Below are 16,451 nucleotides of genomic sequence, written 5' to 3'. Positions count from 1 at the left end.
GAACACTCATTCGGCCCTGCGGCCCCCGATCGGGACCACCATCGGAGTACCCGCAACCGGGTCCTCGATTACCCGCGCGTTGAGCTCGAAAACCTCGTCGAGCAGTTCCTCGGTGAGCACCTCGGCCGGCTCGCCGGAGGCCACGACCGCGCCGTCCTTCATCGCCACCAGGCGGTCGGCGTAGCGGGCGGCGAGGTTCAGGTCGTGCAGCACCATCACGACCGTGCGACCGCTCTCCTGGTGCAGCCTGCCGACCAGCTCCAGCACGTCGACCTGGTGCGAGAGGTCCAGGTAGGTGGTCGGCTCGTCGAGCAGCAGCAGGTCGGTGCCCTGCGCCAGCGCCATGGACAGCCAGGCGCGCTGCCGCTGCCCGCCGGAGAGCTCGTCGACGGTGCGGTCGGCCAGCTCGGCGATGCCGGTCATGGCCAGCGCGTCGGCCACCGCTCCCTCGTCGTCGCTGGACCACTGCCGGTACCAGGCCTGGTGCGGGTGCCTGCCCCGGGCGACCAGGTCGGCCACCGTCAGGCCCTCGGGCGCCTGCGGGGACTGCGGCAGCACGCCCAGCACCCGCGCCACCTCCTTGGTGGACATCTTGTGGATGCGCTTGCCGTCCAGCAGCACCTCGCCGCGCTTGGGCTCCAGCAGCCTGCCCAGCGCGCGCAGCAGGGTCGACTTGCCGCAGCCGTTCGGGCCGATGACGGCGGTGATGGTCCCGCTGGTGACCTCGAAGTCCAACGCGTCGACGACCACCCGATCGCCGTAGGCCAACCGCAGGCCCGAGGCCTGCAATCGCCGAGTGGTCGCCTGCGTGATCTCGGTGGACGCGGTCATGCTCGGACCTCCCGGTACCGACGGATGAGCAGGTAGATCAGGTACGGGGCGCCCAGGATCGCGGTGACGATGCCGACCGGCAGCTCCAGCGACCCGAAGGCCAGCCGGGAGATGAGGTCGGAGCCGACCACCAGCGCACCGCCGAGCACCGCCGAGGTCAGCAGCGGCGGGCGCGACGTGCGCGCCAGGCGCAGCGCGATCTGCGGGGTCGCCAGCGCGACGAACTGGATCGGCCCGGCCGCTGCGGTGGCGATCGAGGCCAGCACCACCGAGGCGAGCAGCAGCAGGCCCCTGGCGAGGTCCATCCGCACGCCGAGGCCGCGAACGGTGTCGTCGTCGAACTGCAGGGCGCCGAGCACGTGCGCTCCGACCAGCGCGAGCGGGATCAGCACGGCCAGCGCGATGCCCGCCGGGACGACGTGCTCCCAACCCCTGGCGTTGAGGCTGCCGGTCAGCCACACCATCGCCCGGCCGGCGTCGGTGACGTCGCCGACGGTCAGCAGCCAGTAGGTCGCGTTCCCCGCCAGCGCGCTGACCCCGACGCCCACCAGCACCAGCCGGTAGGAGTCCACCCCGCGGTTGTAGGCGAGCAGGTAGACGGCCAACCCGGTGACCACACCGCCCACCAGGGCGACCAGCGGCAGGCCGTAGTCGGCCATGGCGCCGACCACGCTGCCCGAGGTGCCCCCGAAGACGATCACGGCCGTGGCCATGGTGCCCGCGCCCCAGGTGATGCCCAGCATGTCCGGGCTGGCCAGCGGGTTGCGCGCCAGCGCCTGCATGATCGCGCCGGCCAGGCCCAGGGCGGCCCCGACGCACAAACCGGTCAGCGACCGGGGCATGCGCAGCTCCCAGACGATGATGTGCTGCGCCCGGTCGCCCGCGCCGAACAGCGTCCGCAGCACCTCCAGCGGGCTGATCGGGTACTCGCCGAGGCCGATGTTGATCACGAACAGCGCCACCAGGGCGATCAGGCCGCCCAGCAGGGCGCCCACCGGCCTGGCGCGCAGCACGCCGGAGAACGGGCCGACCCGCAGCGGCCTGCGTCCAGCGATCGCGGGTCGTTCGGTGGTCGTCACAAGCGCACCAACTTCCGGCGTCGCACCAGCGCGATGAAGAACGGCGCGCCGACCAGCGCCAGCATCACCCCGACCTGCACCTCGCCCGGGCGCGCGACCACGCGACCCGCCACGTCGGCCAGCAGCACCAGCGAGGAGCCCAGCAGCGCGGCGAAGGGCAGCAACCAGCGGTAGTCGGCGCCGGTGAAGAAGCGGGCCACGTGCGGCACGACCAGACCGACGAAGCCGATCGGCCCGCAGACGGCCACCGCGCCGCCGACCAGCACCGCGATCGCCCCGATGCCCGCCCGGCGCGCCCAGACCACCCGGTGCCCCAGGGAGCGGGCGACGTCCTCGCCCAGCGACAGCGCGTTCAGGCTGGCGGCGTTGGCCAGCGCCACCACGACGCCCACCACCAGGAAGGGCAGGACCTGCGGGATCACCGACGCATCGGTGATCGCGATCGAGCCGACCTTCCAGAACCGGTAGGTGTCCATCGTCTGCTGGTCGGTGAGCACCAGCGCGGAGGTGATGGCCTGCAGCAGGTAGCTGATCGCCATGCCGGCCAGCGCGAGCGTGACCGGGGTGGGCCCGCCGCGCCCGATGGAGCCGATGGCGAACACCGCCAGCGCGCCGAGCAGGGCCCCGGCGAAGCCGAACCAGATGAAGCCGAACAGGCTGGAGATGCCGAAGGTGTACACGGCCAGCACCACGCCGAGGCCGGCGCCGTGGGTGATGCCGAGGATCCCGGGGTCGGCGATCGGGTTGCGGGTGTGGCCCTGCATCAGGGCGCCCGCCAGGCCCAGCGCGGTGCCCGCGAGCAGGCCGACGACGGTCCGCGGCAGCCGCAGCTCCTGGACGATCAGGTCGTTCTCGTCGCCGGAGGGGGCGACCAGCCCGCTCCACACCTCGGAGAGCGGGATGGTCTTGGCGCCGACGGCGATGCTCAGCGCGGCGCTGACCACCAGCAGCGCGAGGAGGACGAGGAGGCCGACCAGGCGGCGCTCGCGGCGCTGCTGGAGGCGCTCGGAGCCGGCTTCGGTCGCCGGGGATCCGGCTGGGCCGTCCACGGCCACCATGCGCGCCACGTCCCACTCCCTCTGCCAACTCGCCCGGACGAGACAAGGTTAGGACAACCTAAGCGCGATCAACAGGGCGGGGCGCGATGTCCGCGGTCACAGTCGGCCTGGCGGGCGAGGGGGGCGAACCGGAAAGCGAACGCCCCCGTTCCCAATTGCGGAGCCCCGGCATCCCTTTCCCGCGACGGGCAAACGGTGAAATCGGTTGTCCGAACGCAATGAGAGGCGTTCGCGCGCCCGGCGGCCGCGCAAACGCCTCTCTCGCGAAGGCTCTTCAGTTCGCCTGGTGGTACTGCTCGACGATGTCGGCGGGGATGCGGCCCCGGTCCGACACCTTCAGGCCCCGCTTGCGGGCCCATTCCCGAATGGCCTGGTTCTGCTCTCGATCGGCGCTCGTGGAGCCGCTCGAAGAACGCCCCGAACCCGGCCGCGGACCCGGCTTCTTGCGACCGCCCGCGCGACGCGCGTTGGACACGTAGTTGGCCAGCGCCTCGCGCAGGTCACCGGCATTGTCCGCGGAAAGGTCGATCTGGTAGGACACGCCGTCCAAACCGAACTCGACGGTTTCGTCGGCCTGCCCCCCGTCCAGATCGTCGACAAGGGTGACAGTGACCTTCTGCGCCATCTTCGAAGTCCTCCCCGGAGCAAAATTGTGCATAAGCGGGACAGCGACCACCTGGCCAGGAGCCGAGAACTCCCTCGCTAGTACGCCAATTGCCGTCACCGACACATTCTGCCGTCAGGTTAGCGCAGCGACTGCGATAATGCACTCATCCAGTCGGGAAAATTCACCGGCGCGCCTGATCGGGTCATTCCGGGCGGACCAACGGGAACAGGATCGTCTCCCGGATACCGAGACCGGTCAACGCCATCAACAACCGGTCGATACCCATTCCAACGCCACCCGATGGCGGCATTCCGTACTCGAGCGCGCGGAGAAAGTCCTCGTCAACCGGCATGGCCTCGTCGTCACCGGCGGCGGCCAGGCGCGCCTGCTCCTCCAGGCGCTCCCGTTCCACGACCGGGTCGACCAGTTCGGAGTAACCGGTCGCGAGCTCGAACCCGCGAACGTAGAGATCCCACTTTTCCGCCAGGCCCGGCGCCTCCCGGTGCTGACGGGTCAGCGGCGAAGTCTCCACCGGGAAGTCGCGCACGAAGGTGGGGGCGGTCAAATGGTCGCCGACCAGGTGCTCCCACAGCTCTTCGACGAGCTTTCCGTGCCCCATCGCCGGGTCGACCTGCAATCCGAGGGCGTCGGCGTGCTTGCGCAGCGTCTCGACCGGAGTTTCCGGAGTGACTTCCGATTCGAGCGCCTCGGACAACGACTCGTACATCGTCACCGACGCCCACTCGCCGGAAAGGTCGTACTCGGTTCCGTCGGCCCAGGTGACGACCTGGGAACCGGTGAGCCGCTCCGCGGCTTCCTGGATCAACGACCTGGTCAGCGCGGCCATGTCGTTGTAATCGGCGTACGCCTGGTAGAACTCCAGCATCGCGAACTCGGGGGAGTGGGAGGAATCACTTCCCTCGTTGCGGAAGTTCCTGTTGATCTCGAAAACCTTCTCGATCCCGCCGACCACGCAACGCTTCAGATACAACTCGGGAGCGATCCGCAGGAACAGCTCCATGTCGAAGGCGTTGGAATGCGTGGTGAACGGGCGCGCGGCCGCCCCGCCCTGCAGCGTCTGCAGCATCGGGGTTTCCACCTCGACGAATCCGCGCTGCTCGAAGGAATCGCGCAGGGAGCGCTGCACCGCGGCGCGGGTGCGGACCGTGTCCGCGGCCTGCTTGCGCACGATGAGGTCCACGTAGCGCTGCCGCACGCGCATCTCCTCGGCGAGCTCCTTGTGCATCACCGGCAGCGGGCGCAGCGCCTTGGCGGCCATCCGCCACTCGTCGGCCATCACCGACAGCTCGCCGCGGCGGGAGGTGATCACCTCGCCGTGCACGAAGACGTGGTCGCCGAGGTCGACCTCGCCCTTCCAGGAAGCCAGCGAGTCCTCGCCGACCTGCTTGAGGCTGAGCATCGCCTGCAGCTCGGTGCCGTCGCCCGCGCGCAGCGTGGCGAAGCACAGCTTGCCGGTGTTGCGCAGGAACATCACCCGGCCCGCGACGCCGACCTGCTCGCCGGTGGCGGTGTCGGGTTCGAGGCCGTCGTGGGTCGCGCGGATCTCGGCGAGCTCGTGGGTGATCGGCAGCGTCACCGGGTACGGGTCGACACCGGCGTCGAGCAGGCGCTCCCGCTTCTCCCGCCGGATCCGCATCTGTTCCGGCAGGTCTTCGACGCCGTCAGCGCTGGTTGCCGGGGGGTTGGAACGGTCCTGGTCAGTCACGCGACCAAGGGTACGGATGCGCCGAGATCGCCCCGCGACCAGGCCATCCATCGGCGGTGCGCGGGGCGGTGCGGGCGCGCGCCCCCTTTCGTCAGAAGTCCGAGACCCGAGGATCGGTTCACCGTCGCGCTCGGGGACTTTTGATGAGAGAAGGCTCCTCGCCGCTCCCTAGCGGAAGTTGCGGTCGTAGACCAGGCGGAGGCCGAGCAGGGTCAAGTCCGGGACGTGGTCGGTGATCGTCGCGGACTCCGAGACCACCAGCGGGGCCAGGCCGCCGGTGGCCAGCACCGTCGTGGGGCCGCCGTGGGTGGATTCGAGCTCGTCGACGATGTGCCGCACCAGACCGTCGACCTGCCCGGCGAAGCCGTAGAGGATCCCGGATTGCAGGCACTCGACGGTGTTCTTGCCGATGACCGACCGCGGCCGCACCAGCTCGACCTTGCGCAGCTGCGCGGCGCGCGCGGCCAGCGCGTCCAGCGAGATCTCCACGCCCGGCGCGAAGGCGCCGCCGAGGAACTCCCCCTTGGCCGAGATCACGTCGATGTTGGTCGAGGTGCCGAAGTCGACCACGACGCAGTTGGTGGCGTGCAGGTGGTGCGCGGCCAGGGTGTTGATCACCCGGTCGGCCCCGACCTCCTTCGGGTTGTCCACCAGCAGCGGGACCCCGGTTCGCACGCCCGGTTCGACCACCACCCGCGGTACCTCGGCCCAGTACCGGTCGAGCATCACCCGCAGCTCGCGCAGCAGCGCGGGCACCGTGGACAGCGCGGCGATGCCGGTGACCTGCTCGGCGTGCTCGCCGAGCAGACCGCGCATGGTCAGCGCCATCTCGTCGGCGGTCATCCGCGGCTCGGTCCGCATCCGCCAGTCGCGCACCAGGGTCGCGGCGATGTCCGGCGGATCCGCGACGTCGGCGTAGAGACCGAGCACGATGTTGGTGTTTCCGACGTCGATGGCGAGCAGCACCGCGCGCCGTCCTTCCTGGTCAGCTGGTGGCGGCCGAGGTGAGCAGGCCGGAGCCGGCCGGCGCGTGGCCCGGGTCGCTGCCGAGCTCGACCGCCTTGTTGTCGGCGTCCACGAAGATCACGTTCGGCCGGTAGGTCCGGGCCTCGGCGTCGTCCATCACGCCGTAGGCGATCAGGATCACGATGTCACCCGGCTCGATCAGGTGCGCGGCGGCACCGTTGATGCCGATCACCCCGGAGCCGCGCTCCCCGGTGATCACGTAGGTCTCCAACCGGGCGCCGTTGGTGACGTCGACGATCGCCACCTGCTCGCCCTCGAGCAGGTCGGCGGCCTCCATCAGGTCGGCGTCGACGGTCACCGAGCCGACGTAGTGCAGGTCGGCCTGGGTGACCGTGGCCCGGTGGATCTTGGACTTGAGCATGGTGCGGAACATGGGGGACCTCCCTCGAATCGCCGGCGAGTCACTCGCCCAGCAGCACCTTGGCGTTGTCGATCAGCCGGGTGGAGCCGACCTTGGCCGCCACCAGCAGGCGCGCCTCGCCCTCCTGCGGGGCGGGGCCGAGCTCGGGATCGCGCAGGTCGAGGTAGTCGACCTCGACCGCGGGTTCGGTGGCCAGCACCTCGCGCGCCGCCTCCAGCACCGCCCGCGGCCCGCGACCGCCCGCGTGCGCACCCGCGGCCAGCGCGGCGGAGAGCACCAGCGCCGAGGCGCGCTGCTCCTCCGAGAGGTAGGCGTTGCGCGAGGACAGCGCCAGCCCGTCGGACTCCCGGATGGTGGGGATGCCCTGGATGCGGGTGTCCAGGTCGAACTCGCGGGCCATCTTCCGGATCAGGGTGAGCTGCTGGTAGTCCTTCTCGCCGAAGAAGGCCAGGTCCGGGCGCACGATGTTGAGCAGCTTGAGCACCACGGTGAGCACCCCGTCGAAGTGCCCCTCGCGGGTGGCGCCCTCCAGCTCGTCGCCCAGCGGCCCCGCCTGCACCGACAGCTGCCGACCCGGCGGGTACATGTCCTCGACGCCGGGTGCGAAGATCAGGCCGACCCCGGCCTGGCGGCACGCCTCGACGTCGTCGGAGAAGCTGCGCGGGTAGCGGTCGTAGTCCTCGTTCGGGCCGAACTGCAGCGGGTTGACGAAGATCGACACCACGACCACGGCGTTGACGTCGCGGGCGCGGCGGATCAGCTCCAGGTGGCCGCGGTGCAGCGCGCCCATGGTGGGCACCAGGTGCACGGTGCGGCCGGTCGCCTGCAGGGCGCGAGTGACCCTGGCCAGCTCGGCCGGGTCGTGGTGGACGGTCAGCTCGCCACGCCGGAAGCCCGGGTTGTCGGCTGCGCTCATGGTGACTCCATCGTCTGGGTTCTCCGGGCTCACGACGGCTCCTCGTCGATGGCCGATGCCACTTCCTCGGCCGCGCCGGGCCGCAGCAGCCCGCTGCGGACGGCGCGGTCGGCGGTGCGGCGCGCCAGCTCGCGGTAACCACCGAGCACCGCCGGGTCGGTCTCGGACAGGGCGCGCACGTGCGCGCGCACGGTGTCCGCGTCGCCGCGCACCACCGGGCCGGTGATGGCCCGATCGCCGAAGCGCAGCGCGTTGTCCAGGGAGGCCGACAGCAGCGGGGCCATCACCCGGTCGGGCACTTCCACGCCCGCCTCGCGGAGCAGGCCCGCGCACTCGTTGACCAGGGTGATCAGGTGGTTCGCGCCGTGGGTCAGCGCCGCGTGGTAGAGCCGCCGGGACTCCTCGGGCACCTGCACCGGTTCCATGCCCAGCTCCAGCGCCAGCGCCTCGCCGACGTGCCAGCCCGCCTCGTCGACGTCGGCGGTGACCGCCATGCACGCGCTGGGCAGCCGCTCGACGTCCTCGGCGCGGCCGGTGAAGGTCATGGCGGGGTGCATCGCCACCGTGAGCACGCCCGCCTCGGCGGCCGGCGCGAGCACGGCCGAACCGTGCGCGCCCGAGGTGTGCACCAGCATCTGGCCCGGTCGCAGCGATCCGGTGTTGACCAGGCCGCGCACCAGGCCGGCGAGCTCGTCGTCGGGCACCGCCAGCAGCACCAGGTCGGCCTGCCGGGCGACTTCGTCCGGCGGCATGACCGCGGCACCGGAGATCAGCTCCTCGGCCCGCCGCTGCGAGGCCTCGGACACCGCGCACACCGCGATGACCTCGTGCCCCGCGCGCCGCAGGGCCGCGCCCAGCACCGAGCCCACCCGGCCGGCGGAGATCACTCCGACCCGCAGCCGAGGGCCCGCACGACCAGCAGGCATCGCCACGTCGTCCTCCCATACCGTTCCAGTCCCGAATTCCCGGGTACCGGACAGCAGCCGCGAGAGTAGCCCGCCGCGACCGGCCGGATGCATCCCAGGTGGCGAGAACCACGCCCGGCGAGCGCGGTCTCACACCCCGCCCGCGGTCAGTCCCGCGAGCGCGGCGGCGGCGCCTGCGGGCGCCGCGGCCGCTGCGGGGGTTGGGGCGATCCCGGCTTCGGGACGCCCCGGGTCAGCTCGTTGATCTTGATCCTGGCGGTCTGGATGGCCTCCTGCCGACCGGCCGCCGACCTCCGCGCCTGCTTGAGGTCCTCGATGAGCTTCTCCCGCCGAGCCCGCCGCGCGGCGCTGGTGGTGCGCCCCGCCTCCGCGCGGTGCTGCAGGAAGGCCAGCTCGGTGACCGCGATCTGGTAGTCGCGCACCGACTTGGCGGCCTGGCTGCCGGAGCGGCTGCGCACCTTGCGCCGCCAGCCCTGCCTGCCGGTGAGGCTGGCCAGCATCTCCATCTCGCTGCGCGCGATCAGCCCGGCGCGCTCCAGCTTCGGCAGCTGCTCGATGACGATGCGCTGCTCGCGCTTGCGCTGCCAGACGACCAGCGCGAACGTGCCGAGGAAGATCGGCACCATGATCAGGAAGTAGACGTTGATGAACTCGGTCCCGCCGAGGAAGGTCGCGCTGTTCCACACCGCGTGCAGCAGCACCGCGGCCAGGTAGCCGGCCACCAGGTAGCCGACCTGGGCCGCGCGGGTGCGCGCGCGGGAGGCGGCCAGCCCGACCGCGATGCCGAACATCGCGGTGAACAACGGGTGCGAGAACGGCGCGAGCACGCCGCGCAGCACGAACACCATCAGCCAGGGACCGCCGAGACCGCCGTCGGCGAAGGCCTTCCCGAAGTAGAGGATGTTCTCGGTGAAGGCGAAGCCCGCCGCCGTCAGCGCCGCGTAGACCACGCCGTCGACGAGGCCGTTGAACTCCGAGCGGCGGCGCCACCACAGCGCGAAGACGAACAGCGCCTTGGCCGCCTCCTCCACCAGCGGGGCCATGATCGCGGCGAGGAAGAACCGGCTGTCGGCGCCGAACAGCGCGTTGGACACCGAGATCGAGGTGTTGTTGAGCAGCAGCGAGCACGCCGTCGCCCCACCAGCTCCCCACAGGAACGCGCCGAGCATCAGCATCGGCGGCTCGGGCTCCCAGCGGTCCATCCACACGATCGCGGCGACCACGACGCCCACCGGCAGCAGCGCGATGATCGCGCCGAAGGCACCGGCCTCCGTCCCCACTCGGGAAGTGGCGACGCCGAACATCACCAGCCCGACCATGGCCAGCACGATCAGACCCGCGATCGGCCAGCCGACCGCGTGATGCTTCCGGCTCTGCAACCGCCGCGCGCGGGAGACGTCCCCGCCCGGCTCCACTAGATCATGACGCGACACGCCCCAGACCCTATTGGTCACCGCTCCCCGCGCCCCGAGTGCCGCGCCCGGCACCCGCGAAGCCCGCTCGTCGCGGGGAGCGTCAGGAACGCCGCCTGCGCCTGCGCTGGGTGCTGTTGCCGCCGTAGGCCGCGAGCAGGTCGTCGACCGAGGTCCCCTCGGCGTGCGCACCGGAGTCGTCCTCCGGCTCCGGCTTGGCGGGCTCGGCTCGGCGCGGCGCGCGCTCCGGCCGCGTCGGGGTCGGGCGGTCCGGGAAGGACTGCCCGAACTGCTGCTTCGGTCGCGGGCGCCGCGGACGGGACTCGTCCAGCGAACCGGAGATCCGCGAGATGACCTCGGTCTTCGGCTCCTGGCTCGCGGCGCTCCCGCCCTCCGGCTGCGCAGCGGGCGCGGAACGCGGTTCCGACGCGGGCGGGGCCGGCGGGGGCTTGGGCTTGGCGGTGATCGGCCTGCCGGGCGCCTGCTGCGCGGCGGCCATCGAGACCTGCTGCGTCGGGGCCTGCGGCTCGGACTGCCGCGCGGCCACGACCTGCCGGGGCTCCCCCGACCTGGCGGCGCGCGGGAACTGGGCGACCTCGCCGTCACCGCGCTCGGCAAGCGATCGCACCCTGGTGGACTCGGCGCGCAGGGCGACCCGCTCGAACAGCACGTCGCCGCCGACCACCTGCTCCAGAGTGGAGCGCAGCTTGGCCAGCTCGTCCTGCAGCGAGCGGATCTCGGCGGCCGACTCCGCGCGGGCGCGCCGCTGCGCCTCGGCCTCCGCGCGAGCCTCGAACTCCTGGCGGGCGGAGATCTCGCGCTCCAGCTCCAGCTCGTAGACGCGCTGGCGATCGGCCGCTGCCCGCTCGCCCTCGTCGACCCGATCGCGCAGCCGGGCCACCGCGAACGCACCGATCAGCGCCGACCACAGCGCCGCGACCAGACCCAGCCGCAGCAGCCGGGCGTCCCCGCTGAGCACGAGCACCACCGTCGCGGCGGCGGCGAGCACGAGCGCGCCGCCCCACAGCGCGGTGGATCGGCCGCCGGAGGATTCGGTCACCTCGTGACCCGGCTCGGACATGCCGCACACAGTACCCGTCGGTTATCGGTTCGAGACCTGAAGGTATGGCGAACCGCATCCACTTTGGTCATCGCGGCGGAGGGGGTGCGGGGCCGGATGGAGCAGCGCCGCGCCGGAGCGCGGCGCGGCCGCTACTCCTCGGGCTCGTCCGGCTCCTCCGGATCGTCGGGGTTCCGCAGCACGTGCTCCAGCCACAGGCCGGAAGCGATCAGCGCGGCCGCGCTGATCGCGCCGATGATCGCGGTGAGGGTGTCCTGGCGGGCGGCGTGCACGACCTCCAGCATCGGCAGCAGGTAGCCGAGCAGCCCCAGCCAGCAACCGGTCATGATCGCCCCGGCCAGCGAGGACGCCTTGGCCAGCGCCACCGCGCGGGCGGCGGTCAGCGACTCGACCGGCTCGGTCCCGGGCTTGCGCAGCACGCGGGGGCGCAGCACCAGCGCGAGCACCAGCTCGATCAGCGCGACCAGCAGCAACGTCACGCCGGAGAACACCGGCAGCGTCGGTAGATCGCTGTAGCCGAGGCGGGCCAGCAGGTAGGCCACGACCAAGCCGATCAGGCCGGCCCCGACCAGCTGCCCCGGCTGCGTGAAGCTCATCTGCTCAGTACGTCGCGGTGCCACGGCTCCAGCATCCCACGCCCGGCTCAGCGCAGGGCGAGGTCACCGCGGTACCGCACCCCGGCGAGGTCCTCGGCGGGCAGCGCGCCGACCAGTCCCGCGATGCGGCCGTGCCCGGGCAGTTCGGCGCCCGGCTCGATGGCCAGCCAGGGCACCAGCACCGTCGCCCGCGAGGGCGTGCCGGGGTGCGGCAGCAGCAGCTCCGGGTCGTCGCTGGTCACACCGTCCACAGTGACCACGTCGACGTCCAGGGTGCGCGGACCCCAGCGCTGCTCGCGCCGCCGCTCCGCCTCGCGCTCGATCTCCTGGCCGCGGCGCAACCAGCCCCACGCGTCGAGCTCCGCGGACTCGACGATCAGCACCGCGTTGAGGAAGTCCGGCTGGTCGGTCACGCCCCAGGGAGCGGTCTCGTAGACCGGTGAGACGGCGCGCACCGCCTCGCCCAACCCGTCGACGGCCAGCCGCAGGTACGCCGACCGGTCACCGAGGTTGGACCCGAGGGAGAGCACGGCTCGGCTCACGACGCGCCCCCACCGCCGCGACCGCCTCGGCGGGAGCGGCGGATGGTCACCGCGACGTCGGCGAAGTCCAGCGGGATCGGCGCGCGCGGCTTGTGGATGGTGACCTCGGTGGCGATGACCCGCGAGTCATCCATGATCGAGTCGGCGATCTCCGCGGCGACGGTCTCGATGAGATCGCGCGGCGGGCCGGCGACGACGTCCGCGGCCTGCTGGGCGAGCTCGCCGTAGTGCACTGTCTTGGTCAGGTCGTCGCCCGCCGCGGCCTCGCCCAGGTCCAGCCAGAGCGTGATGTCGACGAGGAAGTCCTGGCCGTCGCGCTTCTCGTGCTCGAAGACGCCGTGGTTGCCGCGGACCTTCAACCCGCTCAGCGCGATCCGGTCAGCCAACCGGGACACCTCCGCCGCGCCAGGCGGCCGTCACCGCGACCGCGTCCAACGACGCCCGCACGTCGTGCACCCGCACGCCCCAGGCCCCGCGGTCGGCCGACAGCGCCGAGACCACCGCGGTCGCGGTCTCCCGGCCGTCCGCCGGCCGCGGCGTGCCGTCCTCGGCGGCCAGCAGCGAGCCCAGGAAGCGCTTGCGGGAGGCGCCCACCAGCACCGGGAAGCCCAGGTCCACGAAGACGTCCAGGCGCTGCAGCAGCAGCCAGTCGTGCGCCGCGGTCTTGGCGAAGCCCAGGCCCGGGTCCAGCACGATCGCGTCCTCGGCCACCCCGGCGGCCAGCGCGCGGTCGACCTGGCGCAGCAGCTCCGCGCGCACGTCGGCGACCACGTCCTCGTAGACCGCGAGGCTGCCCATGTCGCGGCTGTGCCCGCGCCAGTGCATCAGCACCCACGGCAGACCCGCCTCGGCCAGCACCGCGGCCATCTTCGGGTCGGCCAGGCCGCCGGAGACGTCGTTGATCACCACGGCCCCGGCCGCCGCGGTCGACTCCGCGACCTCGGCCCGAGTGGTGTCCACGCTGACCGGCACGCCCTCGGCCACCAGGTCGCGCACCACCGGCAGCACCCGCTCCAGCTCGGTGGCGGCGTCCACCCGCTCCGAACCGGGCCGGGTCGACTCGCCGCCGACGTCGATGACGTCCGCGCCCATCCGGTGCATCTCGACGCCGTGCTCGATCGCGGCGTCGCGGTCGAGGTACCGCCCGCCGTCGGAGAACGAGTCCGGCGTGACGTTGAGGATGCCCATCACCGCGCAGCGCGCGGGAGCGGGCAGCGCGGCGTGCATCAGCGCCCCCTGATCAGCGACAGGGCTTCCGACCGCGAGGACGCCGAGCTGCGGAAGATGCCCCGAACCGCCGACGTCGTGGTCGTCGAGCCCGCCTTGCGCACGCCGCGCATGCCCATGCACAGGTGCTCGGCGTCGACCACCACGATCACCCCGCGCGGCTCCAGCCTGCGCACCAGGGCATCGGCGACCTGCGAGGTCAACCGCTCCTGCACCTGGGGCCGCTTGGCGTAGAGGTCGACCAGCCGCGCGAGCTTGGACAGCCCGGTCACCCGGCCCTGCGAGTTCGGGATGTACCCGATGTGCGCGTAGCCGTGGAACGGCAGCAGGTGGTGCTCGCACTGCGAGTACACCGGGATGTCCCGGACCAGCACGAGCTCCTCGTGGGCCTCGTCGAAGGTCTTGCTCAGCACCTCGTCCGGGTCGGTGTACAGACCCGCGAACAGCTCCCGGTAGGACCTGGCGACCCGCGCAGGGGTGTCCTTCAACCCGTCCCGGTCCGGGTCCTCGCCCGCGGCGAGCAGCAGCTCGCGGATCGCGGCCTCGGCCCTGGCCTGGTCGAAGTTGGGGGCGTGGAAAGAACCGTCGGGACGGGAGCCATCTCCCGCCCCGATCGGCTCGTCGACCGCATTGGTCACTTCTCGATCCTCCACTGGCCTCTCAGCGCCCGAACGGGCGCCGTGCCCGCCAGCTGTCAGCGACCGCTGCCGCTGTTGTCGTCCTGCGAGTCGCCGCCGTCCGGCCGCGACTGCTCGGGCTGCGTCTCACCCTGCTCCGGCTGCCCGCGTTCCCAGGACGGCGTCCAGTTGTACTGCTGGCCGCCGCCCGCCTGGTAACCGGAGCCCGACGGGTTGGTCGCCGGGGTCCACCCGGGCGGCGCGCCGTAGTTCGGCGGCACCGCCGAGGGAGCCTGCTGACCGGACTGCGGCTGCTGGATCTGCACGGTGCTCTGGTTGGCACCGGCCCCGGCGGGCTGCTGCTCGGCCTGCTGCGGCTCCGGCGACTGCTGCGGCTGGGCGCCGTTCTGCACCGGTGCCGGAGCGGGCGTCGGGTCCTCCTTGACCGGGGGCCACGGCTCGCCGCGCTCCTTGGCCAGTTCGCCCGGCGTCTTCACCGGCGGCTTGTCCGACGGGACGCGCTCGCCGAAGTCGTTGAACGCGGTGATCCGCGGCCGCTTCTCCACCCGCGCGAAGATCCGCTCCAGGTCCTTGCGGTTGAGCGTCTCCTTCTCGATGACCTCCAGCACCAGCTCGTCGAGGACGTCGCGGTAGGTGTTGAGCACCTCCCACGCCTCGGTGTGCGCGGCCTCGATGAGCCTGCGCACCTCCTCGTCGATCTCGTGCGCCACCTCGAGCGAGTAGTTGGCCTGCTGACCGGCGGTGCGGCCCAGGAAGGGGTCGCCCTCCTCCTTGCCGTACTTCACCGCGCCCAGCCGGGCGGTCATGCCGTACTCGGTGACCATCGCGCGAGCGATCTTGGTCGCCTGCTCGATGTCGCTGGAGGCACCGGTGGTGGGCTCGTGGAAGACCAGCTCCTCGGCGGAGCGGCCGCCCAGCGCGAACACCAGCCGGGCGATCATCTCCGAGCGGGTCATCATGTCCTTGTCGTCCTCGGGGACGACGAGCGCGTGACCGCCGGTGCGCCCGCGCGGCAGGATCGTGAGCTTGTAGACCGGCTCCAGGTCCGGCATCGCCCACGCGGCCAGCGCGTGCCCGCCCTCGTGGTACGCGGTGATCTTCTTGTCCCGCTCCGAGACGATCTTGCTCTTCCGCCGCGGGCCGCCGACCACGCGGTCGACCGCCTCCTCCAGCGCGCCGCCGGTGATCAGCTGACCGCCCTCGCGCGCGGTCAGCAGCGCCGCCTCGTTGACCACGTTCTCCAGGTCCGCACCCGACATGCCGACCGTGCGCTTGGCCAGGCCCTCCATGTCGACGTCCTGGCCGATCGGCTTGCCCTTGGAGTGCACGCCCAGGATCGCGCGGCGACCGCGCAGGTCCGGAGCCGACACCGGGATCTGCCGATCGAAGCGGCCCGGGCGCAGCAGCGCCGGGTCCAGGATGTCCGGGCGGTTGGTGGCGGCGATCAGGATGATGCCGCCGCGCGAGTCGAAGCCGTCCATCTCGACCAGCAGCTGGTTGAGGGTCTGCTCGCGCTCGTCGTGCCCGCCGCCGAGCCCGGCGCCGCGCTGGCGGCCGACCGCGTCGATCTCGTCCACGAAGACGATGCACGGCGCGTTCTGCTTGGCCTGCTCGAACAGGTCGCGGACGCGGGATGCGCCGACGCCGACGAACATCTCGACGAAGTCGGAGCCGGAGATCGAGTAGAACGGCACCCCGGCCTCGCCGGCGACCGCTCGGGCCAGCAGCGTCTTGCCGGTGCCGGGCGGGCCGTAGAGCAGCACGCCCTTGGGGATCTTCGCGCCCAGGGCCTGGTAGCGGCCCGGGCTCTGCAAGAAGTCCTTGATCTCGTGCAGTTCCTCGACGGCCTCGTCAGCGCCCGCGACGTCGCCGAACAACGTCTTGGGCATGTCCTTGGTGAGCTGCTTGGCCTTGGACTTGCCGAAGTTCAGGACGCGGTTCCCGCCGCCCTGGACGTTGTTCATCATCCACATCAGCAGCAGCACGAGCAGGCCGATGGGGATCAGGTAGAACAGCATCTGCACCCAGACGGAGTCCTGGGTGACCTTGGTGTTCCAGTTGTCGATGTTGGCGTCGCGAATCTCGCCGACCAGCTGGTCGGTGGCCCCGGCCGGGTACTGCGCGATGAGCTGGTTGCTGCCCTGGAAGCTCTGTCCGTCGTCGAGGGTCAGCCGGACCCGCTGCTCCTTGTCCTCGATGGTCGCTTCCTTGACCTTGCCCTGGGCGATCTGTTCCAGGGCCTGCGAGGTGGAGACTTCGTGGTAGGCACGAGTCTCGTCGAAGAGCACGCTGAAGGCGTAGATCAGCAGAAACGCTGTCAGGATCCACAGCAGCGGGTTGCGGAGCAGGCGCTTTCGGTCCATTCACTTGCGGCCGACGGGCGGCCTCGACCCTCCCTGACTGTCACTTCGGGTGACGGTTCCTC

General features: G+C 71.8%; 17 protein-coding genes. All 17 read right to left on the bottom strand.

Annotation, left to right across the window (positions count from 1 at the left end; all coding sequences use genetic code 11):
• Window positions 1–6: 6 nt before the first annotated feature.
• A complete protein-coding gene (locus ACFQRI_RS06890; protein WP_380665694.1) occupies window positions 7–831 on the bottom strand; it encodes an ABC transporter ATP-binding protein in 825 nt (274 codons plus the stop codon).
• Window positions 828–1,910, bottom strand: coding sequence for a FecCD family ABC transporter permease (locus ACFQRI_RS06885; RefSeq protein WP_380665692.1), 1,083 nt, complete (start codon window positions 1,908–1,910; stop codon window positions 828–830). The genes ACFQRI_RS06890 and ACFQRI_RS06885 overlap by 4 nt, the downstream gene beginning before the upstream one ends.
• Window positions 1,907–2,968, bottom strand: a complete 1,062-nt coding sequence (locus ACFQRI_RS06880; RefSeq protein WP_380666408.1) for a FecCD family ABC transporter permease — start codon at window positions 2,966–2,968, stop codon at window positions 1,907–1,909. Before ACFQRI_RS06880 ends, ACFQRI_RS06885 begins: the two co-directional genes overlap by 4 nt.
• 274 nt (window positions 2,969–3,242) lie before the next feature.
• A complete protein-coding gene (locus tag ACFQRI_RS06875; RefSeq protein WP_380665690.1) occupies window positions 3,243–3,593 on the bottom strand; it encodes a histone-like nucleoid-structuring protein Lsr2 in 351 nt (116 codons plus the stop codon).
• Window positions 3,594–3,777: 184 nt separating this feature from the next.
• Window positions 3,778–5,232 (bottom strand): lysine--tRNA ligase, encoded by a 1,455-nt coding sequence (gene lysS, locus ACFQRI_RS06870; RefSeq protein WP_380666406.1) that lies wholly within the window; start codon window positions 5,230–5,232, stop codon window positions 3,778–3,780.
• Window positions 5,233–5,469: 237 nt separating this feature from the next.
• The gene (locus ACFQRI_RS06865; protein ID WP_380665688.1) at window positions 5,470–6,267 is read right to left on the bottom strand and encodes a type III pantothenate kinase; all 798 of its coding nucleotides are present in this window, start codon (window positions 6,265–6,267) and stop codon (window positions 5,470–5,472) included.
• A 19-nt stretch (window positions 6,268–6,286) separates the two neighbouring features.
• Window positions 6,287–6,700: an aspartate 1-decarboxylase gene (panD, locus tag ACFQRI_RS06860; RefSeq protein ID WP_380665686.1), complete on the bottom strand. Its 414-nt coding sequence runs from the start codon at window positions 6,698–6,700 to the stop codon at window positions 6,287–6,289.
• Window positions 6,701–6,728: 28 nt separating this feature from the next.
• A complete protein-coding gene (panC, locus tag ACFQRI_RS06855; RefSeq protein ID WP_380665684.1) occupies window positions 6,729–7,604 on the bottom strand; it encodes a pantoate--beta-alanine ligase in 876 nt (291 codons plus the stop codon).
• 29 nt (window positions 7,605–7,633) lie between these two features.
• On the bottom strand, window positions 7,634–8,530 hold the full coding sequence (locus tag ACFQRI_RS06850; RefSeq protein WP_380665682.1) for a Rossmann-like and DUF2520 domain-containing protein: 897 nt from the start codon (window positions 8,528–8,530) through the stop codon (window positions 7,634–7,636).
• A gap of 146 nt (window positions 8,531–8,676) precedes the next feature.
• Window positions 8,677–9,984 carry a PrsW family intramembrane metalloprotease gene (locus ACFQRI_RS06845; RefSeq protein WP_380665680.1) on the bottom strand — a complete coding sequence of 436 codons (1,308 nt, stop codon included), beginning with the start codon at window positions 9,982–9,984 and terminating at the stop codon, window positions 8,677–8,679.
• 61 nt (window positions 9,985–10,045) lie between these two features.
• Window positions 10,046–11,023: a DUF6779 domain-containing protein gene (locus ACFQRI_RS06840; protein WP_380665678.1), complete on the bottom strand. Its 978-nt coding sequence runs from the start codon at window positions 11,021–11,023 to the stop codon at window positions 10,046–10,048.
• Between the two features lie 131 nt (window positions 11,024–11,154).
• Window positions 11,155–11,619: a DUF3180 domain-containing protein gene (locus ACFQRI_RS06835; RefSeq protein ID WP_380665675.1), complete on the bottom strand. Its 465-nt coding sequence runs from the start codon at window positions 11,617–11,619 to the stop codon at window positions 11,155–11,157.
• A 47-nt stretch (window positions 11,620–11,666) separates the two neighbouring features.
• Window positions 11,667–12,161, bottom strand: a complete 495-nt coding sequence (gene folK / locus ACFQRI_RS06830) for a 2-amino-4-hydroxy-6-hydroxymethyldihydropteridine diphosphokinase (RefSeq protein ID WP_380665673.1) — start codon at window positions 12,159–12,161, stop codon at window positions 11,667–11,669.
• Entirely contained in the window at window positions 12,158–12,547 is a 390-nt protein-coding gene (gene folB, locus ACFQRI_RS06825) for a dihydroneopterin aldolase (protein ID WP_380665671.1), read from the bottom strand. The genes folK and folB overlap by 4 nt, the downstream gene beginning before the upstream one ends.
• Window positions 12,540–13,388, bottom strand: a complete 849-nt coding sequence (gene folP / locus ACFQRI_RS06820; RefSeq protein ID WP_380665669.1) for a dihydropteroate synthase — start codon at window positions 13,386–13,388, stop codon at window positions 12,540–12,542. The genes folB and folP overlap by 8 nt, the downstream gene beginning before the upstream one ends.
• Complete coding sequence (gene folE, locus ACFQRI_RS06815) at window positions 13,388–14,002, bottom strand: GTP cyclohydrolase I FolE (protein WP_380666404.1); 615 nt, start codon at window positions 14,000–14,002, stop codon at window positions 13,388–13,390. The genes folP and folE overlap by 1 nt, the downstream gene beginning before the upstream one ends.
• A gap of 80 nt (window positions 14,003–14,082) precedes the next feature.
• A complete protein-coding gene (gene ftsH, locus ACFQRI_RS06810; protein WP_380665667.1) occupies window positions 14,083–16,389 on the bottom strand; it encodes an ATP-dependent zinc metalloprotease FtsH in 2,307 nt (768 codons plus the stop codon).
• Window positions 16,390–16,451 lie beyond the last annotated feature (62 nt).

The sequence above is a fragment of the Saccharopolyspora griseoalba genome (assembly GCF_042665275.1).
Taxonomy (GTDB): Bacteria; Actinomycetota; Actinomycetes; order Mycobacteriales; family Pseudonocardiaceae; genus Saccharopolyspora; species Saccharopolyspora griseoalba.
The sequence above is the reverse complement of the archived record's forward strand: the minus strand, read 5'-3'. Positions and strand labels throughout refer to the sequence as shown.

Excerpts from the sequence above, each read along its gene's own strand:
- ACFQRI_RS06890 (WP_380665694.1), bottom strand. The coding sequence starts at position 831 with ATGACCGCGTCCACCGAGATCACGCAGGCGACCACTCGGCGATTGCAG.
- ACFQRI_RS06880 (WP_380666408.1), bottom strand. The coding sequence starts at position 2,968 with ATGGTGGCCGTGGACGGCCCAGCCGGATCCCCGGCGACCGAAGCCGGC.
- ACFQRI_RS06875 (WP_380665690.1), bottom strand. The coding sequence starts at position 3,593 with ATGGCGCAGAAGGTCACTGTCACCCTTGTCGACGATCTGGACGGGGGG.
- lysS (WP_380666406.1), bottom strand. The coding sequence starts at position 5,232 with ATGCGGATCCGGCGGGAGAAGCGGGAGCGCCTGCTCGACGCCGGTGTC.
- panD (WP_380665686.1), bottom strand. The coding sequence starts at position 6,700 with ATGTTCCGCACCATGCTCAAGTCCAAGATCCACCGGGCCACGGTCACC.
- panC (WP_380665684.1), bottom strand. The coding sequence starts at position 7,604 with ATGAGCGCAGCCGACAACCCGGGCTTCCGGCGTGGCGAGCTGACCGTC.
- ACFQRI_RS06850 (WP_380665682.1), bottom strand. The coding sequence starts at position 8,530 with ATGCCTGCTGGTCGTGCGGGCCCTCGGCTGCGGGTCGGAGTGATCTCC.
- ACFQRI_RS06840 (WP_380665678.1), bottom strand. The coding sequence starts at position 11,023 with ATGTCCGAGCCGGGTCACGAGGTGACCGAATCCTCCGGCGGCCGATCC.
- ACFQRI_RS06835 (WP_380665675.1), bottom strand. The coding sequence starts at position 11,619 with ATGAGCTTCACGCAGCCGGGGCAGCTGGTCGGGGCCGGCCTGATCGGC.
- folP (WP_380665669.1), bottom strand. The coding sequence starts at position 13,388 with ATGCACGCCGCGCTGCCCGCTCCCGCGCGCTGCGCGGTGATGGGCATC.
- ftsH (WP_380665667.1), bottom strand. The coding sequence starts at position 16,389 with ATGGACCGAAAGCGCCTGCTCCGCAACCCGCTGCTGTGGATCCTGACA.